19 protein-coding genes are annotated in these 23,538 nt (G+C 60.7%); 9 read left to right on the plus strand and 10 right to left on the minus strand.

Annotated features, from left to right (window positions below):
• Window positions 1–245: 245 nt before the first annotated feature.
• Complete coding sequence (locus UP10_RS46765) at window positions 246–863, plus strand: carotenoid 1,2-hydratase family protein (RefSeq protein WP_502692315.1); 618 nt, start codon at window positions 246–248, stop codon at window positions 861–863.
• A 225-nt stretch (window positions 864–1,088) separates the two neighbouring features.
• Window positions 1,089–2,618, plus strand: a complete 1,530-nt coding sequence (locus UP10_RS32280; protein ID WP_082077356.1) for a carboxylesterase/lipase family protein — start codon at window positions 1,089–1,091, stop codon at window positions 2,616–2,618.
• A gap of 129 nt (window positions 2,619–2,747) precedes the next feature.
• Here the strand turns inward: UP10_RS32280 and UP10_RS32285 are convergent, their stop codons facing one another.
• Window positions 2,748–3,962 (minus strand): MFS transporter, encoded by a 1,215-nt coding sequence (locus tag UP10_RS32285; RefSeq protein ID WP_044591240.1) that lies wholly within the window; start codon window positions 3,960–3,962, stop codon window positions 2,748–2,750.
• 70 nt (window positions 3,963–4,032) lie between these two features.
• Window positions 4,033–5,067 carry a 2-dehydropantoate 2-reductase gene (locus UP10_RS32290; protein WP_044591241.1) on the minus strand — a complete coding sequence of 345 codons (1,035 nt, stop codon included), beginning with the start codon at window positions 5,065–5,067 and terminating at the stop codon, window positions 4,033–4,035.
• A 110-nt stretch (window positions 5,068–5,177) separates the two neighbouring features.
• On the opposite strand from UP10_RS32290, the gene UP10_RS32295 reads away from it, so the two are divergent.
• Window positions 5,178–6,077: a LysR family transcriptional regulator gene (locus tag UP10_RS32295; protein ID WP_044591242.1), complete on the plus strand. Its 900-nt coding sequence runs from the start codon at window positions 5,178–5,180 to the stop codon at window positions 6,075–6,077.
• Between the two features lie 574 nt (window positions 6,078–6,651).
• On the opposite strand, the gene UP10_RS32300 is transcribed toward UP10_RS32295, so the two are convergent.
• Entirely contained in the window at window positions 6,652–7,776 is a 1,125-nt protein-coding gene (locus UP10_RS32300) for a sulfite oxidase (RefSeq protein ID WP_044591243.1), read from the minus strand.
• Between the two features lie 689 nt (window positions 7,777–8,465).
• Between UP10_RS32300 and UP10_RS32305 the strand changes: the two genes are divergently transcribed.
• Complete coding sequence (locus UP10_RS32305) at window positions 8,466–9,953, plus strand: porin (protein WP_156180430.1); 1,488 nt, start codon at window positions 8,466–8,468, stop codon at window positions 9,951–9,953.
• 418 nt (window positions 9,954–10,371) lie between these two features.
• Here the strand turns inward: UP10_RS32305 and UP10_RS32310 are convergent, their stop codons facing one another.
• Complete coding sequence (locus UP10_RS32310) at window positions 10,372–10,608, minus strand: hypothetical protein (RefSeq protein WP_044591244.1); 237 nt, start codon at window positions 10,606–10,608, stop codon at window positions 10,372–10,374.
• Between the two features lie 555 nt (window positions 10,609–11,163).
• Here UP10_RS32310 and UP10_RS32315 point away from each other — a divergent pair.
• Window positions 11,164–11,847: a hypothetical protein gene (locus UP10_RS32315; RefSeq protein ID WP_044591245.1), complete on the plus strand. Its 684-nt coding sequence runs from the start codon at window positions 11,164–11,166 to the stop codon at window positions 11,845–11,847.
• 14 nt (window positions 11,848–11,861) lie between these two features.
• Here the strand turns inward: UP10_RS32315 and cyoD are convergent, their stop codons facing one another.
• The 6 genes from cyoD to UP10_RS46400 form a co-directional block, all read right to left on the minus strand.
• On the minus strand, window positions 11,862–12,254 hold the full coding sequence (gene cyoD, locus UP10_RS32320; RefSeq protein WP_044591246.1) for a cytochrome o ubiquinol oxidase subunit IV: 393 nt from the start codon (window positions 12,252–12,254) through the stop codon (window positions 11,862–11,864).
• Entirely contained in the window at window positions 12,251–12,883 is a 633-nt protein-coding gene (gene cyoC, locus UP10_RS32325) for a cytochrome o ubiquinol oxidase subunit III (RefSeq protein ID WP_044591247.1), read from the minus strand. Before cyoC ends, cyoD begins: the two co-directional genes overlap by 4 nt.
• Window positions 12,880–14,862: a cytochrome o ubiquinol oxidase subunit I gene (gene cyoB / locus UP10_RS32330; RefSeq protein ID WP_044591248.1), complete on the minus strand. Its 1,983-nt coding sequence runs from the start codon at window positions 14,860–14,862 to the stop codon at window positions 12,880–12,882. The genes cyoC and cyoB overlap by 4 nt, the downstream gene beginning before the upstream one ends.
• Window positions 14,859–15,734 (minus strand): ubiquinol oxidase subunit II, encoded by an 876-nt coding sequence (gene cyoA / locus UP10_RS32335; RefSeq protein ID WP_050043886.1) that lies wholly within the window; start codon window positions 15,732–15,734, stop codon window positions 14,859–14,861. The genes cyoB and cyoA overlap by 4 nt, the downstream gene beginning before the upstream one ends.
• 1 nt (window position 15,735) lies before the next feature.
• The gene (locus tag UP10_RS32340; RefSeq protein WP_082077357.1) at window positions 15,736–16,782 is read right to left on the minus strand and encodes a heme o synthase; all 1,047 of its coding nucleotides are present in this window, start codon (window positions 16,780–16,782) and stop codon (window positions 15,736–15,738) included.
• A gap of 405 nt (window positions 16,783–17,187) precedes the next feature.
• Window positions 17,188–17,310, minus strand: a complete 123-nt coding sequence (locus tag UP10_RS46400; protein ID WP_283807697.1) for a hypothetical protein — start codon at window positions 17,308–17,310, stop codon at window positions 17,188–17,190.
• A gap of 109 nt (window positions 17,311–17,419) precedes the next feature.
• Here UP10_RS46400 and copM point away from each other — a divergent pair, with 109 nt between their 5' ends.
• The 4 genes from copM (at window position 17,420) to UP10_RS32360 (ending at window position 23,435) form a co-directional block, all read left to right on the plus strand.
• Window positions 17,420–17,740, plus strand: a complete 321-nt coding sequence (gene copM / locus UP10_RS32345) for a CopM family metallochaperone (RefSeq protein WP_245322015.1) — start codon at window positions 17,420–17,422, stop codon at window positions 17,738–17,740.
• A gap of 38 nt (window positions 17,741–17,778) precedes the next feature.
• Window positions 17,779–20,961 carry an efflux RND transporter permease subunit gene (locus UP10_RS32350; protein WP_044591249.1) on the plus strand — a complete coding sequence of 1,061 codons (3,183 nt, stop codon included), beginning with the start codon at window positions 17,779–17,781 and terminating at the stop codon, window positions 20,959–20,961.
• Complete coding sequence (locus UP10_RS32355) at window positions 20,958–22,235, plus strand: efflux RND transporter periplasmic adaptor subunit (protein ID WP_044591250.1); 1,278 nt, start codon at window positions 20,958–20,960, stop codon at window positions 22,233–22,235. The genes UP10_RS32350 and UP10_RS32355 overlap by 4 nt, the downstream gene beginning before the upstream one ends.
• A gap of 522 nt (window positions 22,236–22,757) precedes the next feature.
• Window positions 22,758–23,435, plus strand: coding sequence for a response regulator transcription factor (locus UP10_RS32360; RefSeq protein ID WP_044591375.1), 678 nt, complete (start codon window positions 22,758–22,760; stop codon window positions 23,433–23,435).
• Window positions 23,436–23,538 lie beyond the last annotated feature (103 nt).

Raw genomic sequence — 23,538 nt, forward strand, 5'->3', positions numbered from 1 at the left:
CACGGGTCACCATCAATCTCACGCTGGCTGACGGCCGCAGCTTTGTGAAGTTTCTCGACACGAAGCCGGAGCTGTTTGACGCATCGAAGTCCACTTGCGACGTCCGGATCGGCACGAACCGCTTCGTCGGCGATCTCAATCGCTACCACATCACGGCAACCATCGAGGAGATTTCGGTCGACATTGAATTTACGGGAGACGTGCCCGCCTGGCGTCCCAAGTCCGGTCATCTCTATTTTGGTACGGTGGGGCAAGAAAAGCTCTTTGCCTGGCTTCCATCGGTGCCCCATGGACTGGCAAATGTCCGCTACACGATCGGCGATGAGGAACATCGAGCTTCCGGCAGCGGATATCACGATCACAATTGGGGCGACGTCCCCATGCAGACGCTCATGCACAACTGGTATTGGGCGCGAGCCAGTGTCGGGCCCTACACGGTCATCGCATCCTACATCACAGCCACCGCAGCCTACGGCTATGAAACGCAGATCGTCTATATGCTGGCCAAAGACGGCAAGATCATCGCTGACGACGATGCCAAAGTATCCTTTGAGATGGATCGTGTCGCGACCGACAGTAAGACCGGCAAGCCGGTGGCGGATCTCACGCGCTACACCTATCACGATGCCAACACGCGCTATGTCGTGTCATTCGAGCGCGAGAAAACCATTCTGCAAGCGATCTTCACCGACCGAATGCCGCTGCTGAAGCGGATCGTCGCCCGGCTGATCGGCTTTGACGGCGCCTATCACCGCTTCACCGGCAAGGTCACGATCGAGAAATTCGAAGGGGAGGCGAGAACCGAAACCTTCGAGGACCAGGCGATTTGGGAATTGATGTATTTCGGCAAGGCGAGAAGATAGCCACGATCGAGAGGCGAAGAAGGGTTATTCACCGTGCCGAAGCCGCGTCCGGTTTGGTCGGCTCACTTCCGAGTTTGCCCCTTCTTGCTTTGACGGCGGGTTAGATTTTGCGTTTTACAGGCTTCACTGTTGCGCAAAACCCTCGCCCGCCCTTCAGAAAGCTCGCCTGTCCCATGACGAATAAGACCACAGTAAGAAATATGCTTGCCAGCCCTTGGAGGAACAATGAGCAAACGACGAGTGATGGTAGTTCTCTTTGCACTTCTGGTTTCGGCTGTGGCAGCTGAGGCTGAGCCAGTCATTGTGCAGACCTCCACCGGTGCGCTCGCAGGTAGCGGCGGCGATATTCGCGTTTTCAAGGGCGTTCCGTTCGGGGCGCCGCCGATCGGAGCGCTGCGCTGGCGCCCGCCGGAGCCGCCGACGCCGTGGCAGGGCGTGCGTGACGCGACGCAGTTTGGCGCCGACTGCATGCAGAAGCGACTGCCGGATACGCGCGCGCCAGGGGTGAGCGAGGATTGCTTGACGCTGAACATTTGGGCTCCCGCGCAAAACAGCGGTGGCGCTTTGCCCGTTATGGTGTGGGTGTTCGGCGGCGGCTTCGTCGACGGGTCAGCGTCGCTGCCCATCTACGATGGCGAGGCGTTGGCGCGCAAAGGCGTGGTAGTGGTAACCGTGAACTATCGGACCGGCGTGTTCGGGTTCCTCGCGCACCCCGCTCTTGCGGCTGAATCGCCACACCACAGCGCTGGCAACTACGGCATCCTCGATGTCATCGCAGCACTTCGGTGGTTAAAAAGTAACGTCGCGGCGTTCGGTGGGGACCCGAATCGAGTGACCGTGTTCGGCGAGTCAGCGGGGGCGAGCCTGCTCGACATGGTGCTTGTTTCGCCTTTGTCGGAAGGGCTCGTGCACGGCGCAATCCTTGAAAGCCCAGGCGCGATGCGGCCTCTAAGCTCACTCACCGATGCCTCGGAGATTGGTAAAATCGTGGGGCCAGATATCGCTGCGATGCGGGAGATGTCGGCCGAGCAGGTTCTGGCCATGACCGATAGGATTGTACCGGCAGTCCGGCGATTGACGACACCGCGTGCACTCGGCCCAATCCTCGACGGGTGGGTAGTCCCGCGCACTGACACAGCGGCCTTCGCGACCGGCGAGATTCACCGTGTGCCTCTGATCGTTGGGGGCAACAGCGACGAGGGGCGGCTGTTTGTGAGAAACTGGCCAATCCATACGGTGGACGAAGCGCGGGCTTATGCGGACACGAATTTTGGTGCCTCTGCCGGTGAGCTGATGGCGCTCTACAAATTCGATAAGGATGCGGCGGTGCCAAGCGCCCTGAGCTATGCTTTTGGCGATACGCAATTCAACTATGGCGTGCGCGGTCTGGCGCGCGGCATGTCGAAGGTGCAGCCGAAGACTTTTCGCTATCTGTTTACGCGCAGCCCCGGAGGTGTCCCGCCGGCGCCGACCCACAGCGAGGAGATCGACTACGCTCTTGCGAATCTCGGGGCGCATCGTTTCATCCCGCGCGGCGCATTCGATGCGACGGACCGCACGTTGTCGGCGGCGATGGCCGACGCCTGGGTGCGGTTTGCGTCGACCGGTGACCCCAATGGGGGCATGCTGCCACACTGGCCAGCCTATGATGGTGAGAGCGATCCTTATCTGGAATTCGGCGACAGTATCCGGGTCGGGCAAGGCTACCGCACTACGTACCTCGATTTCGTTGAGAGCTTTCTGACGAAACCGTGACATCTTCGGGTAAGACGTTGGTTTCGAACGCTCATAGGAGTTTGAATCCGAAACTCGCAAACAGGTTCTTCTTCCATCTCGGAATTCGAGTAGCAACGATTGCAGTTACGATCGCCATCAAGAAGAAAATCACCGCTTTCCGGCCACACGACCGCAAGCATGCAGGCCCAAGGCGATTGCGACCAGGGCTGCCCCGAAAGTGCAGACAGCGGTCCAGCCAGCGAATTCCCAAGCGAGGCTCGCGCCCGCTGAGCCGACCGCCCCACCGACAAACATTCCGCCCATGAAGATCGTGTTCAGCCGGTTGCGCGCTTCCGGGCGAAGCGCATAAATGACGTGCTGGTTCGAGACCAGCGCCCCCTGCTCGCCGAAGTCCAGCAAAATGACGCCGACGATCAGGCCGGCGATCATGCCCCACACCTCAAAAACCACCCAGGACGTGAGCATGATGATGCTGCCCAGTCCGATGACAGCATGAGGACCTCTGCGGTCTGCGATCTTCCCGGCGATAGGCGCAAAGAGCACGCCGACCGCACCGACGATACCGAACAGGCCGGCGATCTCGGCGCTGAGATGATATCGGGCGTCGAGTTGCAGCGCCAGAATCGTCCACAGCGCGCTGAACGAGCCGAACAGACAGCCCTGGATGATGGTCGCCCGTCGCAACTTCGGCTCTTCCCGCCAGAGAATGGCCAGAGATTTGAGCAGGGCGCCGTAGCTCTCCTGCGTCTTGGGCCGACTTCCAGGCAAGACCGCCGCCAACAACAAGCCCACCGCAACCGCCAGCAGCAGGCCGAGCCAGAACATGGCGCGCCAGCCATAGTGGTCACCCACAGCGCCGGCAAGGGCGCGGCCAAACAGGATGCCGCAGAGCAGGCCGCTCATCACAGTTCCGATGGTCGCACCGCGGCGGCTGGGTTCGGCCAACTCGGCCGCGAACGGCACGATCTGCTGCGCCACGCTTGATGTCACTCCGACGAGTGCCGATGCAATCACGAGCGACCAGGCGTCCGGAGCGAGAGCAGCGGCGGCCAGCGACAACGTGAGGGCCGCGAGTTGAATCAGGATGAGGCGCCGCCGGTCGAAGCGGTCTCCCAACGGCACCAGCAACAAAAGGCCAGCGGCGAAACCGAGCTGGGTCGCCGTCGGCACGAGCCCGATCACTGCGATCTGGCCTGGGAAGGCGGCTTCCATGATACCGAGCATCGGCTGGTTATAGTAGATATTGGCAGCGGCCACGCCGCACGCGATCGCCATCACCAGGGTCATGCCAAAGCCGATCGACGAGGACGGGTGAGGGCTGCTTGCTACCAGCCTCGGCCGGCCGCAGGACGCATTGTCCATGGTCACTGTCTTCTCCTCTTTTTCCAGTGCGCGGGCGTTTGCTGCGGCGCGAGGCCTGCCCCGTTGGCGCTCAATCGAGCCTGTAATCTGACCATTCGTCGCTCCCATCGGCCCGGCTGATGTCGTGACTGTAGAGTCCAGCTTGCCGGCCGCGCTCCTGCACCAGCGCAAGGACCGCGTCGATCGTCGGTGTTGCGACCTTGACGAGACGGCCCATTTCCTGGACGGCGGTGACGAGTGCATCGATCTCCAGGGATCGGCCTCGTTCGAGATCTTGCAGCATCGAAATTTTGTGACCGACGACGGAACCGGCTGCGTTCAGCCGCCGCTCCATCATTTGCGCGGTGATCGCAACGCCGAGGGCGGCCGCGACAGCCTGCGCTTCGGCCATCATGGACTTGCATAGGGCGCGGAGGCCGGGTTCGGAGGTGACACGATCGAGGGTCGCGAGGGTAAGAGCGCTGATCGGGTTGAAGCAGACATTGCCCCAGAGCTTGAGCCAGATGTTCCAGCGGATGGTATCGCGGATCGGCGCATCGAATCCGGCCGAAACCAGCGCATCGCGCAGGGCCACGATGCGGTCCGAGGTGGAGCCGTCGGGTTCGCCGATGGTGAAGCGCTTGAACAGGCGATGCTCGATCACGCCGGGCGCCACGACCTCGCAGGCGGGATCGACCACGCAGCCGATGGCGCGCTCCGCTCCAATCGCGTTCCATTGCGTGGCACCGCGATCGACACTTTCCAGATGATGGCCGTCCAACCGGCCACGCTCCTTGTAGAAATACCACCAGGGAATGCCGTTCATCGCTGTGAGAACGGCGGTGCGTGGACCGAGCAGCGGGGCGAACGCGCCCGCGCTGGCGTGGGCCTGCTGCGCCTTCAGCGCGCAGATCACGACGTCCTGCGGGCCGAACGCCGCGGGGTCGTCGCTTGCCGGCAAGTCTACCGTGCGCGTCCGTCCTTCCACGATCAACTTGAGTCCGTGGCTCCGAATGGCCGCCAGGTGCGAACCGCGGGCAATTGCGCAAACTTCGTGGCCCGCCAATGCGAGCTCCCCCGCCATGTAACCGCCGATCGCACCGGCACCGAATACACAGATCTTCATCGCTTGCTCGTCTGTTCTGCCATCCAACGACCGACATGTGGTGTCTCCCGTTTGGGTGAGTATCTGGAGATTTGGCGAGACATCTTTCCGTTTTTCGCGATAATCCGCCGATGGACAAGTTCGCGGCGATGCGGGTGTTTGTTAAGATTGCGGATGCGGGGAATCTGTCGGCCGCAGGCCGTCAGTTGGGTCTTTCTCTGACCTCCGTCAGCCGCCAACTCATGGCACTCGAAGAGGTCCTCGGCACCACGCTTGTCGAGAGAACGACGCGCCATCTCTCGCTGACGGAGTCCGGTCGACTCTACTACGAGCGGGCGAAGCAGATTTTGGAGGAGGTCGCCGAGGCGGAACGCGGCCTGACCACGCAGACGGGGGTAGCGTCCGGCCGGTTGCACGTGAGCGCTCCATCGTTGCTCGGTCGGCTGCGGTTAGCACCAATGCTGCCCGGCTTTCTGGCGGAGCAGACCCGGGTCTCGATCGATCTGATGCTGGTGGATCGGCCGGTACGTCTCGCCGACGAAGGTATCGATGTTGCCTTTCGCATTGGACCACTGGAAGATTCAGGCCTGATTGTCCGCAAGCTCGACGACATCCAGCTTGTTGTCTGCGCCGCGCCGGACTATCTGCGCCGGCGCGGCGAGCCGGCGACGCCGGACGACCTGGTCGAGCAGGACTGCCTGGCCTTTGGCGATGTACCAGGCGCGGCGGAATGGAGCTTCCAGGACGGGGCAGTGCGAAGATCGCTGCGCATTCCAACCCGGCTTTGCGCCAATGACTTCGATACGTTGGCCAGTGCGGCTCTGGCAGGAGTCGGACTCGTCCAGGTGCCATCCTGGCAGGTCGCGAATTGTCTCGCTGATGGACGGCTCAGGATTGTGCTCGAGGCCTATCAGCGGCCGCCCACGCCATTGAGCATCCTGACCCTGCGCAACCGCCTGCTTCTGCCCAAGGTGCGCGCCTTCGTTGATTTTTTGGAGCGACACTGGATGCGTCCGCGGCCTCCTCCCTGATCTGGCAGACGGCCGTAAAGTGTTCGGTATACGCAGGCGACCGGTTTCGCAGTACTGCACCCGCCACCAAAGCAAGATCGCGCAGCTGCAGCCTGTTTCGGCGAGGTGGGGGTCGACACATTCCACGATTGGATTGACAAGGGGCCGCCGTTGGTCGGAACGGCCGCTGTTGGCGCTTAGCGCGGGCCATAAGCGCGAGCGGCCTTCGCTATCGATTACCTCGGAAACCCTGACCAAGAGGGGCGATCCGCTGCGCCAGCACTGCAGGTGTAGCGGGTACAATCCTGGTAAATGCCCCGACACTCGGACAACGGTATTTGCTTCAAGGACCGGCAGTCGCGATATCGCGTACGACAGGTATTTATGCATTGCTGATTAGCGGTCTGGGCCGCCGCAAAGATGAGAAGGTCGAGATCGGAGTCACGTGCATTGAGTGTTTCCGCGCTGGATGACAGCAGAAGCGCGAAAAGCACGGAGACGACGGCAAACGACCGCTTGCTATATTTCATGGCCCGGCCTCCTAAAGTCGAAAGAGACTGCGAGTGACGTGTTCGAGCGAGCGGGTGCCCCGGCGTCACGGTTGCGGGCCTCCAGGATCGCCTACGAATACTTCAATTGGGAGAAGGTGATTGATCACGTAGGTGCCGTAGTTCTGGTCATGCGCATCAGGTTGGATTACGCCGTCCGCGTCCGTGGCGCGGGCCAGCAAAGTGTATTGCCCTGGCTCTTTCGGTGTAAGCCAGTCGAATCTCCAACGTCGCCAGGCATGCCGGCGCACCGGGTCTAGAAATTCCGCTGCGGTCCAGGTTCGGCCACCATCCGTACTCACGGCGATCTGGGTCACGTCGGTCTCCCCGGCCCATGCAGCCCCGCAAACCCTGTAGATCTGGTTCGGCGCCAGCGTTTCATAAACGCGTGGTCGTGCGATCTCGGATTTGATTTGCATTTCTCCCAATGCGCTCCGAACGGGCTTTCCATCCATCCAAGCCCAGTAGGCGTAATCCGATGTGTTCCAATAGCCGCGGAACGGTTCGCGTACCGCGTGGATACTCGTCAGCCACTTGACGGATGCCATTCCATAATGCCCGGGAACAATTGCCCGGACCGGAAATCCGTGATCTTGCGGCAGATCGCGACCATTCATCTGGTAGGCGATCAGGACTTCTGGCTGAACTGCCTTAGCTCGGGGCACGCTCCAGGCGTACGAGATCGGGCCAGGAGGCATCGGCTCCTCTTTGGGAATTCCACGATCGGCTCCTTCGAGCACGATCTCACAAGCATCTTCGGCCAGACCGGCGCGCTCCAGTAACGCGCGCAGGGGTACTCCCGTCCATTCCGCATTGCTTACGGCTCCGAGCTCCCATTGCGCCCCCTGCACCTGGGGGACGAGAAACACCCGGCTGTTGCCTGCACACTCCAACGTCGCAACTCTGCTCTCGGACGGCATGCTGCGCAACTCGTCGTAGCTCAATGCGAACGGCTGCCTAACCGCACCATCGATCCGCAGTTGATAGGAGGCTCGGTCCAGAGCCGGTATGGGAAAATGACTGCGGATGTAAAATAGCTGCGACGGGGTAAGGTAGGAAACGATCTGATCAAAGGGGGCCTCCAGATTCTTGGGCTCCTTTTGTCGGATGACGAGACCCGCTGAAAGGAATTGATTCGTGGTGTCGCCGTGGCGCTTTCGCGAACCGTCCATGATCCTCTTCCTATTTGATCCACGGATCGCGCAATCTTCTGATTACGATACACGAGAGTTAACGGCCCAAGTGGACTTGGCCACTAAAAAAGAGTTTATTCTTGTTGGTGCACCTGATTTGGATGATCGGAGACGCGCTTGCTGTATCCAGAGACAACTCCGATCAGGCCGCCTTCTACCTAGAGCCGCTCTTTCATTATGCTGGACACTTCCATCCGCGGCGATCGGTCAAAGATCGAAAGCTCCCCGCTTCTCGTCCTTTGTACGTCCCATCCCCCGCAAGGACAGGTCGCCGATCCGAAACCTAGGTTTATGTAGGGACAGACCTTCGTGTGATTGTTCTGGTCCATCTCTCCATGATTACGCTCGGGGCATAACTTTGTAACCAAACGGCACACGATAACGCCAGCCTCCAAGCCGGATCCGGCCTACGGCAGCAAGCGCTGCAGTGGCTCAATGATCTTCGTTCAGGCATAAGGGAGTGGATGTTATGGATGAAAGTCACGGCCGCTGGCGGCATCGTTGCGGCGACGACAAGTGTCGGCGCGCAACCTCCGGCATGATCGGCAAATATTAATGACGCCGCCGCGGAGCGGTGGCGAGACAGTCAAAGAGCGACAAGGCGAAATCTGGGATAGGCATAAACGACGGAGCTGGATTACGGATTCTCCTCGAGGGAAGGGCGTAACATGAGAAAATTCTGTGTTCCCGCCGCGATGATCCTCGGAATGGTTGGCGCCGCGTACGCGACGGATGCGTCCGCCGACGACACGATGGTGACGAAGGCTACGCCCATCGTGATCACCAAGGCTTCGCTGCAACCAGTGACGTGTAGTAACCTTGAGGATTTTGTCGTCACGGCCTGCCCCTTGACCTGGAATGGCATCACGGTCTACGGCACGATCGACGCGGGCGTGTCATGGCGAAGCCATGGAGCGCCGTTCAATGGGACATCCGCCGTCGGGGCAGATTATCTCATCCAGAGGTACAGCAATCGCGCGCAGTGGAGTCTCGCGCCGAACGGTTTGACCCAGTCAAACATCGGGATCAAGGGGAACGAGCCGTTCGCGCCTGGATGGGCCTTTATCTTCGATCTGCAGGCCGGGTTCGATCCCTATTCCCTGCAACTCGCCAATGGACCGCACTCATTGGCTCAGAACGCAGGCGTGCCGCTCACCAGCCAAAATTCGGCCGCCGACTCGAGCCGCGCCGGGCAGTTTTACAATTCCGTAGGCTATTTGGGCGTCAGTTCACCCTATGGCACCTTGACCGTTTTCCGGCAAAATGCGCTGACTTTGGATGCTGTCTTCGCCTACGACCCGATGGGCGCTTCGTACGCGTTCTCGCCGATCGGCTGGCAGGGAATCACTTGCGGCGCAGGCAATACCGAAACCTGCCGATTTAGCACGGCGGTGAAGTACCGTGTTGACATTGGCCAGTACAGAGTTGCGGCGCTCTGGCAATTCGGTGGCTACGGTCTGAACAACGCTTCGACCGGCGCGTATCAGATCCAGTTTGGTGGCGATGTCGGCAATTTGGCCGGCGGCACGCTTTCGCTCGACGCGATTGGGAGCTACGTCGAGAACGCCGTGTCGATAGGGCTTGCCGGCAACACGCTGCCGGCGGTGCTGCCACAGGTTCTCACCGCCACGCTGTCTGATAATTCGAGCGTGATGCTGGTTGGCAAATACAGCAAGGGGCCAATCAAGCTGTTCGCTGGATACGAATTCATTCGATATGCGCCCCCCAGCAATTCGTTTGCCTCCGGAACTGGTTTTAGTGATATCTCAGGAGATTTCGTCTGCGCCGGCTGCGCCGCGATCAATAACACGAACATTAACAGCACCGCGTTCAATGCGGGCGACAAGTTATTCCATGTACTCTGGGCTGGAGTGAAATACGCCATCACTGACAATTTGGATGTGATCGGCGCTTATTATCATTACGACCAGCCAACCTACGGTGCACCCACCTACTGCGCTGCCGCTGGCGCCGCAACGCCGGCAACGTGCCACGGAACATTCGACGCCGCTTCTTTCGTCGTTGATTGGCAGTTTGCGAAGAAGTTTGATGCCTACGCCGGGATCATGTTCTCACAGGTCAATGGCGGGCTGGCGAACGGCTACCTCAGTCGCAACACAGTCGCTCCCACAGTGGGACTTCGCTTCCGGTTCTGACAATCCTACAGGCGGAGATCGGTCATTCCCCGACTTGCATTGCTGGCCGCTTTGCTCGCCAGTAAGCCGGAACCAACTGCTGATGCGGCAATTGGGATAACCCGCGGTGCAAGCTGGCGGCTTGTACTCCGTCGTAGCGTGCTCTTCCCTTCATTGGCGGCGCCACCGTCATCGCAGTCTTCGTTCTTGTTTGTCGATCGGCTGATCCAGAAAAGCAGGTAGCGATCGGCGCCTGCCGGCTCGCGGCGGAGGTGAAATGCTGGCCTTACGATCTGACGCACAGTTTGAAAAGAGAAGAAGTCGAGCCGTGGCATAGGCCATCAGCCCGACTTTCTGAACGTTTCGCTAAGCGTCGTGGTAGCGGGTCGCTCTGGTTGAGCGACCCAGGACAACGTGAGCGATTGGCACCGCGGCGCGATCAATACGGGCCCGGCTCGCAGGGGATATTGTCGCCGGTCCAAGGCGCGGTGGCAAATGCACCCACGCGCGGCGCCGGAATACAGGTGCGACCGTCAACATAGACAGGGTCGGCCGGGGCGACGGCACTGGCCGCCGCGATATGACGTGAGGCGGCGTGGGTCTCGCGCGCCATCGCGGGCGACGCGATCACGGCAGCCGCGATCAGCGCTGCCGAAAAGATCTTGAAGTGTGTCATTGATTTTCTCCATCTGAAACGAGCCAAGGAAGTTTGGCCACTCCAGATAATTGTGAACAACCAAGCCGCGCCTAAATGCAATCATTGTTCACGCAAGTTCAACGTCGTGTGAGTGAACGCATTGCGTACGCCAATTTTGCATTCGGTAATTGGATTGACGTTGCCGGGCATGCTTGCGCACGCAGGGGTAGCCAGGATCATTTGTAACCAAACGCCGACGGACCATCCAGCGTCGAGCGGTGGATTGGTCGTGTCGAGCACAGGCTCTATGGATCCATCCCCCACGCTTGGGCGCGGCACCGGCTGCTCTGACTGTCACGCCGCGAGAGTGAAATCTAGCAGCCAGACGGCGGTGATACACCCGGTGTAGCCGTAGCGCCGGTGGCGTTGGCGGGGGCCATCGTGGCGGAGTTGGCAAGGTTGATCGAAATGCTTTCGCTACATGCGGTCGTGTTCGGCGTCGGCATGACGCTCGATACAGGACTGATGCTGGTGTCGGTCGGGTCAAGGTCGGCGGTTGGCGACTGAAGGGTTCCGGGGGGCGGACTTGGCGATATGTCGGGAGTCGAGACCGGCAACGCCGCAGCGTTGGTCAGCGTATTGCCAGGCGCCGACGTGCAGGTGCTTCCCGGCGTGGCGCTTCCGAGGGCAGACGCCGGAGCGGCCGTGCCTGTCGTACTGCCGGTGAACGAGCCGACAATGGTCACGGGCATTGCCGTCGGTAGAGTGAGCGACAGGCTACTGCTCATTGTCGGCATGGCACCCGACCCTGGCATGGGAGCGATGGCGCCCAAGGGCGGCATCACCGCGGTCGGGCTTGCAGAAACGACGGTGCTTGTGGAGGTTACGCTCAGCACTGACGGCGAAACCTCCACCGCGGTCGGTGAGCAGTTCACGCTCGTTCCGGGAAGTGTTGGATCCAGTGCCAGTGGCGGCGACGCCAGGGTGGTTGCCGGTGCGCCGGGAACAGTTGCGGCGGAGAAAAGGCTGGAAAACGGACTTGGTCCCGACAGCGGAGACGACACAATCGCGCCAGGTGTTGTCGCAATCGCCATGGCGGTCGTGCCCATGGTCGAGACCTGGGCCGGGCAGTCGCTGCCGCTCAGCATGAGCGTCACCATCACACAGAGAAGTGTACGCATTCAAGGCTCCCGGCGTTGGATTGTTGCGGCGAGACGTAAGCAACGCGAACGTCAGGTCCAACTCACATTTAGTTCATGCCGCCGGCAGCGCACTTGATCGCGGGACACGCTTCAATGCTGCACATGCGCTATCGGATCGCTCGATGGCATAAGCATATTGCCGTTCAGATCGTTGACGATCCAGATCGTGCCGACGACCACCACGAATACGATCAGCAGACCGAACGCGAGCGCGAGGATGTTGTTGGTGCTGTCCGGTCCACTGGTGAGATGCAGGAAGAAGACGAGGTGGATGCCCATTTGGGCAATGGCGAGGACGGCAAGGCCCAGGCCCACACCGCCCGGCCAGAGCAGTGTCGTGTTGGCAACCCAGAAGGACGTCGCCGTGAGGACAAATGCCGTCAGCAGGCCGATGGTATAGATGAGTGCCTCCGACGGGCCCGACTCCTGCATCTCCTCGCTGGGGATGTCTCCAGGAGCGCGATCGTATCGCAGGTCGGTCATTGGCTAACTCCCATCAGATAAACCACGGTGAAAACGCCGACCCAAACGATGTCGAGCGCGTGCCAGAACAAGGAGAAGCAGAGCAGGCGGTGCTGCACGCTGGTGACGAATCCCATTATTGTCACCTGGATCATCATCACCACGAGCCAGATCAGTCCGAGAGTAACGTGTAGTCCGTGGCAGCCGACAAGCGTGAAGAAGGCGGAAAGAAAAGCGCTGCGCTGCGGCGCCGCGCCGCGAGCGATCATATCGGCGAATTCGCGGAGCTCGAGGGTGAGAAACGCCGCGCCGAGCGCAAACGTGATCAGGGCACCCAAATACGTCCCGAGACGGTTTCTCGAATTGACGGCGAGTGACATTAGCCCGCAGGTGTAGCTCGAAAGGAGCAGGCAGACGGTTTCGATTGCCACCGTCGTCTGATTGAACAACCGGGCGCCGGTTGGACCTCCCGCCGTCGCGTGAACCAGTACCGTGTAGCTCGCGAACAGCGCGGCGAACATGACGATGTCACTCAACAGGAAGATCCAGAAGCCGTAGGTGACCACGATCCGCTTCGGGGCAGGCCCCGCCTCGCTGGCACTTGGCAGCGCTGCTTGCGGGACGGTATCGATTGCGACGGCGATGTTCATGCTAAAGTTCCTGCGTGATAAGTCTGCTCGAACTCGGCGATCTGCTCGGCAGGCACCTCGAATTCGGCATGTCTGCGGAATGCGAAACCAAGAAGCGTCACGAATGCGCCAAGTACGCCGGCACTGGCCAGCCACCAGATGTGCCAGATCATCGAGAAGCCGATGACGACGGCGAAGAAGGCGCTGATAAAGCCGGTGGCGCTGTTTTTCGGCATTTCGACTGGCTCGTACGCTGGTGGCGGCCCCGCCTTGTCCTTGCCTGCGTGCTGCTGCTTACTGGTCCAGAAAGCATCCTTGCCGGTGACGTTCGGCGCCAAGGCAAAATTCCATGCTGGTGGTGGCGACGCGGTCGCCCATTCGAGCGTGCGGCCATTCCATGGATCAGCGGTGACGCGCAACCGCTCGCGGGCGCGGATCGACACCACGAGCTGGATGATCTGGCAGACGATTCCACCCAGGATAACGACCGCGCCGACCATCGCAACGATAAGCCATGGCTGCCACGCCGGATTATCGTAGTGTTGCATGCGACGGGTCATGCCCATCAGGCCGAGCAGATAAAGCGGCATGAAGGCGAGATAGAATCCGACGAACCAGCACCAGAACGCGGCTTTCCCCCAACGTTCGTCGAGCGCGAAGCCGAAGGCCTTTGGGAACCAGTAGGTGTATCCCGCCATCGCGCCGAACAGGACGCCCCCGATAATGACGTTATGGAAGTGTGCGACCAGGAACAGGCTATTGTGCAGCTGAAAGTCGGCCGGCGGCACCGCCTGGAGCACGCCGGTCATGCCACCGATGACGAAGGTCACCATGAAGCCGACCGACCACAGCACAGGTACCGAGAACCGAACCCGGCCGCCATACATCGTGAACAGCCAGTTGTAGATCTTCACCCCGGTCGGCAAAGCAATGATCATGCTCATGACGCCGAAGAAGCCGTTGACGTCTGCACTGGCGCCCATGGTGAAGAAGTGGTGCAGCCAGACGAGAAACGAGAGCACGCAAATCGCCATCGTCGCGGCCACCATCGAGCGGTAGCCGAATAGTGGCTTGCCGGAGAAGGTCGCGATGACCTCGGAAAACACGCCAAACGCCGGCAGGATCAGGATGTAGACCTCCGGGTGCCCCCAGACCCAGAACAGGTTGGCGTACAACATCTGATTGCCGCCACCGTCGTTTGTGAAGAAGTGGAAGCCGAGATAGCGATCGAGTAGCAACATCGAGAGCACCGCGGTCAACACTGGAAAGGCTGCTACAATCAGCAGATTGGTGGCAAGCGCGGTCCAGCAGAAAACCGGCATGCGCATGTAGCCCATGCCTGGAGCGCGCATCTTCAATATGGTGGTGACGAAATTGATCCCCGACAGCAAGGTGCCAAGGCCCGAGATTTGCAGCGACCAAAGATAGTAATCGACGCCCACGCCCGGCGAATACTGCAATTCGCTCAGTGGGGGATAACCCCACCAGCCGGCCTTCGAAAATTCACCGACCGCCAGCGAAACGTTGATCAACAGCGCGCCCGAAGCGGTCAACCAGAAACTGACCGAGTTGAGCGTCGGGAAGGCGACATCGCGAATGCCGAGCTGCAGCGGCACCGCGAAATTCATGAGCCCGACCACGAACGGCATCGCCATGAAGAAAATCATGATCGTACCGTGCGCCGAGAAGATCTGGTCAAAGTGTTCCGGCGGCAGATATCCTTCTGAACCGCCGGCGGCGACCGCCTGCTGCGCCCGCATCATGATCGCGTCGCTGAAGCCGCGCAGCAGCATGACGAGCGCCAGCATGCAGTACATGACGCCGATGCGCTTGTGGTCGACCGAGGTGAGCCATTCGCGCCACAGATAGCGCCAGGCTCCCTTCATCGTAATGAAGCCGAGCACGGCTACCACCACAAGCGCCATAAACGCCGTTGCGCCCATCACGATCGGTTGCTGAAAGGGAATCGCGCTCCAGTCAAGCTTGCCAAGGAGAGTCATCGTTCGGCCCTCTGCGACGTCGAACAGATTGGTTGGAATGGGTCGTCCGCTGTCGATGCGGTGTTCGCAATACCGCTGAACAGATCGGTGGCGACGGCACGGTAGGTGAACGGCGCGACTGCCTTGCTTGGCTTGGCGAGGTCGGCATAGGACCGGGTATCGAGTACCGCGCCGGCGTCGCGGGCCTTGCCGACCCATTGGGTAAAGTCGGCGTTATCGACGGCGTCGACCGTGAAGCGCATGTCGGAGAATCCATCGCCGCTGAACATGGCGGAGAATCCCGGATAGCTGCCGGCATGGTCGGCCTGAAGTTGAAGGCGCGTCACCATTCCGGACATCGTGTAGATCTGGCCGGCGAGCTGGGGCACGAAGAAGCTGTTCATCACGGTCGCCGAGGTCAATTCAAGGCTGATCGGCGTGCCCACCGGCACCGTCAGATGATTGACGCTGGCGATCCCCTGCTCGGGGTAGATGAAGAGCCATTTCCAATCGAGCGAGACCGCCTGAACGGTGACAGGCTTGACCGTTGAGGCAATCGCCTTGCGCGGATCGAAGTCGTGCGCGCCAACCCACGCGACGCCGCCAACAAGGAGCACCGTCATGGCGGGGATCGACCAGACAAGCAACTCGAGACGCCCGGAATACTCAAAATCCGGCAAATATTCAGCGCGTCGATTCGACGCGCGAAACCAAAACGCAACGGCGAGCGTAGCGAGGATCGTCGGAACAACGATCGCCAGCATGATGCCGAGCGAGTTGAACAGGATAAGCCGCTCGCCTGCGGCGATGGGTCCTTTGGGGTTGAGAACCCCTTCGGAGCAGCCGCCGAGTGTGACTGTGAGCAAGGCGAGGGCGAGCAAGCCGTAGCGCATCTTAGGCCTCGTCGGATTTTGCAGCCGCGAAGGCGACTGCGGTACGGAGCGGGACCTGGAGGGCTGCAGCCGGGGCGGATCGCGCGTTCCGCCAAGCGTCGTCACGGGTCGAAATCGTCGATGATGATCGATCGCCAATGCTGTTGGCCAACAGGGCGGCAAATAGGAGGAACAGATAGGATATCGAAAACAGGAACAGACGCTGCGCTGCCTGCCGATCGGTGTCCTGGCTCCGGCGTAGCTGTACCGCCAGCCCAAGGAAGATCGCGCCACAGCCGAGCGCAGTCGCGCCGTAAATTGCGCCGGCATATCCCAGCGCACATGGCAGCAGCGAGGTCGGGACCAGGAGAACGCTGTAGATGAGGATCTGGCGCGTCGTTGCGGCCCTGCCGGCAACGACCGGGAGCATGGGAATGCCCGCACGCCGGTATTCGTCGGCGCGGTTGAGCGACAATGCCCAGAAGTGGGGGGGCGTCCACAGGAAGATGATCAGGAACAGAACAAATGGTTCGAGGCTGATGCCTCCGGTGGCAGATGCCCAGCCGACCATTGGAGGAAGCGCGCCGGCGGCCCCGCCGATAACGACATTCTGGGGCGTGATCCGCTTCAGCCAGAGCGTGTAGACGAAGACGTAAAAGAAGATCGTGAAGGCGAGCAGGCCAGCGGCCGCGACATTCGCGGCCATGCCAACAGCGAGGACCGCGCCACAGGCAAGGGACAGTCCGAACACAAGCGCTTCCCGGCGCGAAATTCTGCCGCGAGGAATCGGACGCCGCGCCGTGCGGCTCATCACGGCGTCGATGTCGGCATCGAGCCACATGTTGAGCGCCCCAGCGGCCCCAGCGCCGACGACGATTGCGATCAGTGCGAGCGAGCCGGTTAGTGGATCGAGAGCGGTCGGTGCAACCATCATCCCGACGACAGCAGTGAACACCGCGAGCAGCATCACGCGTGGCTTCATGAGCGCGACAAAATCAGCCACCCGGGTCGTCAAAGCGGAGCGGCGCAACACTCGCCGGCGAGGAAGGGAGATGGCTATGATCTTCATGGTCAAATTCCTTCAGCGCCCGAGATTTTGTTTTTTGCCAGATTGACGAAGCCATTTCCGTATTGAGGAAGCAGACAATCACTGGTGGTTGTTCGCACCGAGACTAGAAGTGGCGGGATGGCGTCTCAATTGTACGAGGGTGCGGTCGTCTCTATGGATAAGGATGGAAGAATTATACGAACGTTTACGTTGCCGCTGTGGGCTACAACCACATCGCTCTCGAATCGTCAGAGCGTCATCACCGCATCCGACCACGGTTCGGAACTCTAAATCGGTTTTTAATTGAGGCCTCGACGTCTGCAGCGCATGTTCGCAGTGTTCACGGGGCTTCGTTGGGCCGCCGTGAATTTCGTTGGGGTGCCCCTGCAAAAGCATCGACGACACGCAAAGGCTGGCTGCGGAAATCTACGCGGGCAACGACGGACTATGCTCGGAGGCAAAGATGATGCTGTTTTCACGGACCTTCATCCGCAAACGGGTGATCTCGCTGGCGACGACGGCGTCAGTTGCGGCGACGTCGTTCGCCATGGCGGAGGATCCAGCGAGGTCTCACCATGGTCTTGATCGCGTCCAGCATGCAGCTGACTCACAAGGATATGCAGAGGAGCAGGCGTTTCTGTCCCAGAACGCGGTTGCGATGCGCAAGATGATGGCCGACATGATGATCAAGCCGTCCGGCGATATCGATCGTGACTTCGTCGAGATGATGGTGCCGCACCATCAAGGTGCGGTCGATATGGCGAAGACCGAACTCGAATACGGCCGCAACGCGCGGCTTCGCCGGCTGGCTCAGCAGATCGTGGCCACACAGCAACGGGAGATCACGGTCATGCAAAACGCCGTGAGCGACGGGGCATCAGCCGTGGCGCAATCGCCGGGGCGGCCCCATGCTGTTCTCCAGCAGCCGGACCCGATTGCGGGCTCGGCCGCGCATGACGGAACGAGGATGTCTCAATGACCGGCCGCGATCGTGGCGCTGCACGGCGGAGATAGATTATGGGCATTGTTCGATTTGCGCTGCGATTCCCGCATACGTTTTATGTGGTCGCTGCCCTGATCCTTTTCCTTGGCGTCGCCGCTATCCGGTCGATGCCGACGGACATCTTTCCCGAAATACGCATTCCGGTGGTCACCGTGATCTGGCAATACACCGGCCTCACGACGCCGGAGATGGAGCAGCGCGTTACCACCTATAGCCAGTATTCGATCAGCGCCAACGTCAACGGCATCAAGAACATGGAAGCGCAAACCCTCAACGGTCTGTCGATCCAAAAGATCTCGTTCCAGCCGGACGTCAATCTCGACCTCGCCATCGCGCAAATCGTCTCGGCGACCAATTCCATCCGAGCGCTCATGCCGCCCGGCATCCAGCCGCCGATCGTTGTGCAGTTCAACGCGTCGAGCGTTCCTGTATTGCAGCTCAGTCTCAGCTCGGACAACCTGAATGAGCAGCAACTCTACGATTTCGGCATCTACCGCGTCAGACAGGAATTGGCGCCGGTTCCCGGCGTCACCCTGCCGACACCGGCAGGCGGCAAGTATCGTCAGATCATGGTCGACATTGACCCGGACAAGCTGCTGTCGCGAGGATTGACGCCGCTCGACATCGTGAATGCAGTCAATACGCAGAATCTGACATTGCCTTCGGGAACGGCGAAGATTGGGGACATCCAGTACACGGTACGAACCAACGCGACGCCATCGACGATCGACGATCTCAACCAAATGCCGGTGAAGTTCGCCAATGGCGCAACCATCCTTCTGAAGGACGTGGCGCAGGTCCGCGACGGATCGATGGTGCAACAGAATGTCGTACGCGAGGATGGCCGCCGCTCGGTCCTGCTCAGCGTGATCAAGAACGGCAATGCCTCGACGCTCGCCGTCGTCAATGGGGTGAAGAACGCCCTGCAGGCGATCCGGGCCGCCGCGCCGGCCGGACTCAAGATCAACGAACTGTTCGACCAATCAGTATTCGTCACAAGCTCCGTCAATGGTGTGCTGCGCGAGGGAGCCATAGCGGCAGGTCTCACCGCGCTGATGATCCTGGTCTTTCTGGGGTCGTGGCGTTCGACGGTGGTCGTGATGATTTCAATTCCGTTGGCGATCCTGTCGTCGCTCGTCGTGCTGTACTTTCTCGGCGAAACGCTGAATACCATGACGCTCGGCGGCCTGGCGCTGGCGGTCGGCATACTGGTCGACGATTCGACCGTGACGATCGAGAATACCCATCGTCTGTGGACCGAGGAAGGCATGTCGCTTCCCGAAGCGACGTTGCACGGCGCCGCCGAAATCGCGATGCCGACCCTGGTTTCGACACTCGCTATCAGTTGCGTGTTCACGTCGGTGGTGTTCCTCGAGGGGCCAGCCAAGTACCTGTTCACGCCGCTCGGATATGCCGTCGTGTTTGCGATGCTCGCCTCCTACGGATTGTCGCGGACACTGACGCCAATTACGATCGGCCTGCTGCTCAAGGGTGAACGGCGCCACACCGACCATACCGGTCCGACCGGGCTGTTCTCGCGGATGACCGCCGCATTCGATCGTGGCTTCGAGCGGTTGCGCGGCGGATATTTGGAAGTCCTCACGATGCTGCTGCGCAGGCGAGCGATCGTGCCTGTTGCTGCCGTGTTGGTGCTCGGCCTTGGCGCCACGATGCTCCTGCTGGTTGGGCGCGACTTCTTTCCGCTCATCGACGGCGGCCAGATCCAGCTTCACGTTCGCGCCCCCGCTGGAACCCGCATCGAAAGCACCGAACGGATATTTCAGGCGGTCGAGGACAAGATCCGTGAGGTCATTCCGGAAAAAGAACGGGATCTGATCGTCGACAACATGGGCTTGCCGGCGCGCGCCTACAATCTGGCCTTCGCCGACGGCTCGACGATCGGCATCAATGATGGCGTCATACAGGTGGAGCTGAAGGACGGCCACAGGCCGACCGCGGATTACGTCAAGACATTGCGTCAGGTGCTGCCGGCCGCATTTCCGGAGGACACGTTCTATTTCCAGGCGGCCGACATGGTGACGCAGATCCTCAATTTCGGATTGCCGGCGCAGATCGACGTTCGAACGGTAGGTTACGACAAGAATAACCTGGCGGTAGCAAAGGAATTGCGCCAGCGCCTCGCCGCAATTCCGGGCATCGTCGATGCGCATCTGCAACAGGAAGTCGACGGCCCGGAATTCTTCGCTCAGATTGACCGGACCCGTGCCGCGTCGCTCGGCCTCAACGCGAGCACGATCGCCACCAACATCAATGTCAGCCTCAGTTCGTCGGAGCAGGTGTCGCCAAATTTCTGGACCGATCCGGTCTCGGGAATTCCGTATTACCTTGCGGTGCAGACGCCGGAATACAAGATCAGCTCGCTGAATGCGCTCGCAAACACGCCGGTGTCCACCTCGCAGGCGGCGAGCGGGCAAACGGTTCCCGGCATGCTTAGCAATGTTGCGACATTCAAGCGCGACACGGTCGCCACCAACTCAAACCAGGCCAATATCCAGCCGATTTATGATGTCTATGCCAGCGTGCAGGGCCGCGATCTTGGCAGTGTCGCGGCCGAGATCAACAAGGTCACCACGGAGCTGCAGAAGGGACTGAAGCCCGGCAACTCGATTCAGGTGATCGGGCAGATCCAGAGCATGAACGACTCGTTCCGGGATCTCGGCATTGGGCTGCTGTTCGCCGCTGTCTTCGTCTATTTGTTGATGGTTGTGAACTATCAGACCTTCGGCGACCCCTTCGTCGTGATCCTGGCTCTGCCGGCGACGCTTTGCGGCATCGTCACGATGCTGTTCATCACCGGGACGACTTTGAACGTGCCGTCGCTGATGGGCGCGATCATGGCGGTCGGCGTCGCGTCCGCCAACTCGATTCTGCTGGTGACGTTCGCGCGCGAACAACAATTGAAGGGGCATTCCGCCTTTGAGGCGGCGCTGAGCGCCGGCCACACGCGAATCCGCCCCGTGTTGATGACCGCGGCGGCGATGATCGTCGGCATGATCCCGATGGCGATCGGCGGCGCTGGCGAAGAGCAGAATGCGGCGCTCGCGCGGGCCGTCATCGGCGGTCTGTTGTTTGCCACCCCGACGACGTTGCTGATCGTGCCTTACCTGTTCGCCATGCTGCGCAAGGGCAACGACGGAAAGCCGCACCATGGCGTATTTGAGGAGGTGCCCCAATGAGCGAGATGCATGCGGTGTCAGAAGAGCAGGAAGTCGAGGACCTGCCTGGTCCCGAGACCGATCGTGTCGCTGCGCCAGCGGAGCCGGTGCGCAAACGGCGAGGTTACGGCGGCGCGCTGATCGGCGGCGGGGCGTTCGCGTTGCTGATGGCGGGTCTTGCTACCGGAGGCTGGCATCACTATCAGGCGGAACGCGACGTCGCGGCGACCGCGCAACAGCAGAGGACATTTGTTCCCGACGTTCGGGTGGCCGCGGTCCGCGCCAGTGACAGCAAGATCAACGTGACCTTGCCAGCGACGACGACGGCGTTTGAGGCGGCGAATATCTTCGCGCGCGCTACCGGCTACATCGAGAAGCGCTATGTCGATATTGGCGACCGGGTCAAGACAGGAACGCTGCTGGCGGACATTACGGCGCCGGAACTCGACCATCAGATTACGCAGGCCAGGGCGACGCTGGCCCAGAACCAGGCGACGCTGCAGCAGACGCAGGCGAGCCACGAACTCGCTCGCGTCACCAATGCGCGCGACAGCAATCTGGTGAAGCAGGGATGGTTGACGCTTCAGCAAGGTGACAATGATCGGCTGACCTTGCAGGCGCAGCAGGCGGCAGTGGGAGTGGCTCAGTCGAATATCGCCGCCCAGGAGGCCCAAATCCGAATACTCGAACAGGAGAAATCCTACCAGCGCGTGGTGGCGCCATTCGACGGCGTGATCACGCAACGCAACATCGACAATGGCAGCCTGGTGACGTCGGGCTCGACCTTCATGTTTACGCTGATGCACCCCGACGTGATTCGCACCCAGGTCTTCGTTCCGCAGGATGAGGCCTACGGGATTGCGCCGGGGGTCGATGCGGCGGTGCGCGTACCCGAGATCCCGAACCGGACTTTTCCAGGCAAGGTCACGCGCATTGCGACTGCCTTACAGCCTGGCAGCCGGACGCTGCTAACTGAAATCGACGTTCCCAATCCGGATGGGGCACTCAATCCTGGAATCTATTGCACCGTCGAGCTGTTTATCCCGCGCAAGACACCATCGATGATCATACCGGCCGACGCCGTCGTGTTCGATCAGAATGGCCTGCACGTCGCTGTGGTCGAGAACGGCACCGTTCGTGATCAGAAGATCACGATCGCACGTGACTTCGGTACGGAGGTCGAGGTGCACGACGGCGTCAAGGCCGGTGATCAGGTTATTCTCAATCCGATGGTCAATTTGGCGGACGGTAGCAGGGTCACGGTGCGTCTAGTGCGCAAGAATCAGACAAGCTAGACCTAGAGGAGGGGTGCAGGCCGCTGACAATCGCCACGACGCTGGCATTGGCATGTGCGGAAAGCATGACGATGCTTCCGTCGATCTCCGGCACGAAGCCATCGGCCAGGGCAACCGACGTAGAGGCAACACCGGAAACATCAGCCGGACCGCCACCGGCCGACCAGCCGCGAACCTGCCTTCCCGACGTCCTCCGGATCGAGCGATATGCGCAAGCAACGCTGCCGGCAACCCCATCCTAAAATGCTATTTAATGGTGCAGCTCCTTCTGGAAGCCTATGTCTCTGGTGAGCGGCCCACCGAGCTTGCCCCTCAGACGCGGTGACTGGCCGACGAGGACGGTGTCCGCCACGCCATCTGTCCCCCCGCCAGGGCGTGGCGGCGCCGTCCTAGCTTTTCTCATGGTATTCGCGGGCTGTTGACATTATGCCTTTGGTTTCGAGCAAGCTTGGAATCCCACGTAATTCGAGCTCGAGCGCAGGGCGCGCCGCGAACGCCTTGGCGATGGCCGGGAACGAATCGATGACAAAAGTGCTTCTGATCGAGGACGACAGCGAAACGGCGGAGGAAATCACCGCCGAACTTGCCGATCGCGGTTTTGAAGTCGAGTGGTCGGCCAACGGTATCGAAGGCCTCGACAAGGCGCGTGCGTCGCGGCCCGATGCCATGATCGTCGATCGACTGTTGCCAGGAATGGATGGCCTCACCGTGATCGAAGCCTTGCGGAAGGAACAAGTCCGCACTCCGGTGCTGGTGCTGAGCGCGCTGGGGGCGGTCGATGATCGCGTACGCGGATTACGGATGGGGGGTGACGACTACCTCACCAAGCCGTTCGCGCTGGTCGAGCTTGTCGCCAGGATCGAGGCGCTGCTGCGCCGGCCGGTTGAATCGCGCGAGACCACGCTGCGGGTTGGGCAACTGGAACTCGATTTGATCGAGCGCACCGCCAAACGCGGCGAACGGGTGATCGATCTCCTGCCGCGCGAATTCCGTTTGCTTGAATACATGATGCAACGCAGCGATCAGTTGCTGACGCGCGCCATGCTTCTGGAGGAAGTCTGGAACTATAAATTCGTCCCGGCCACGAACCTGGTCGATGTGCATATGGGCCGGCTGCGTCACAAGGTGGACGGACCGGGCGATTCTCCCATGATCCACAACGTCCGTGGTGCCGGCTTCATTCTCCGAACCGGACCATAAGGATCAGATGGAAGCCAGCGAGACGCCGCCGCCGACGTTGAGCGGGAAATCCGCGGGACGAAATCCGATGGATCGGGCTCACATCATACGTTCGACCAGCTTT

Source organism: Bradyrhizobium sp. LTSPM299 (assembly GCF_000938235.1).
Classification (GTDB): Bacteria; Pseudomonadota; Alphaproteobacteria; order Rhizobiales; family Xanthobacteraceae; genus Bradyrhizobium.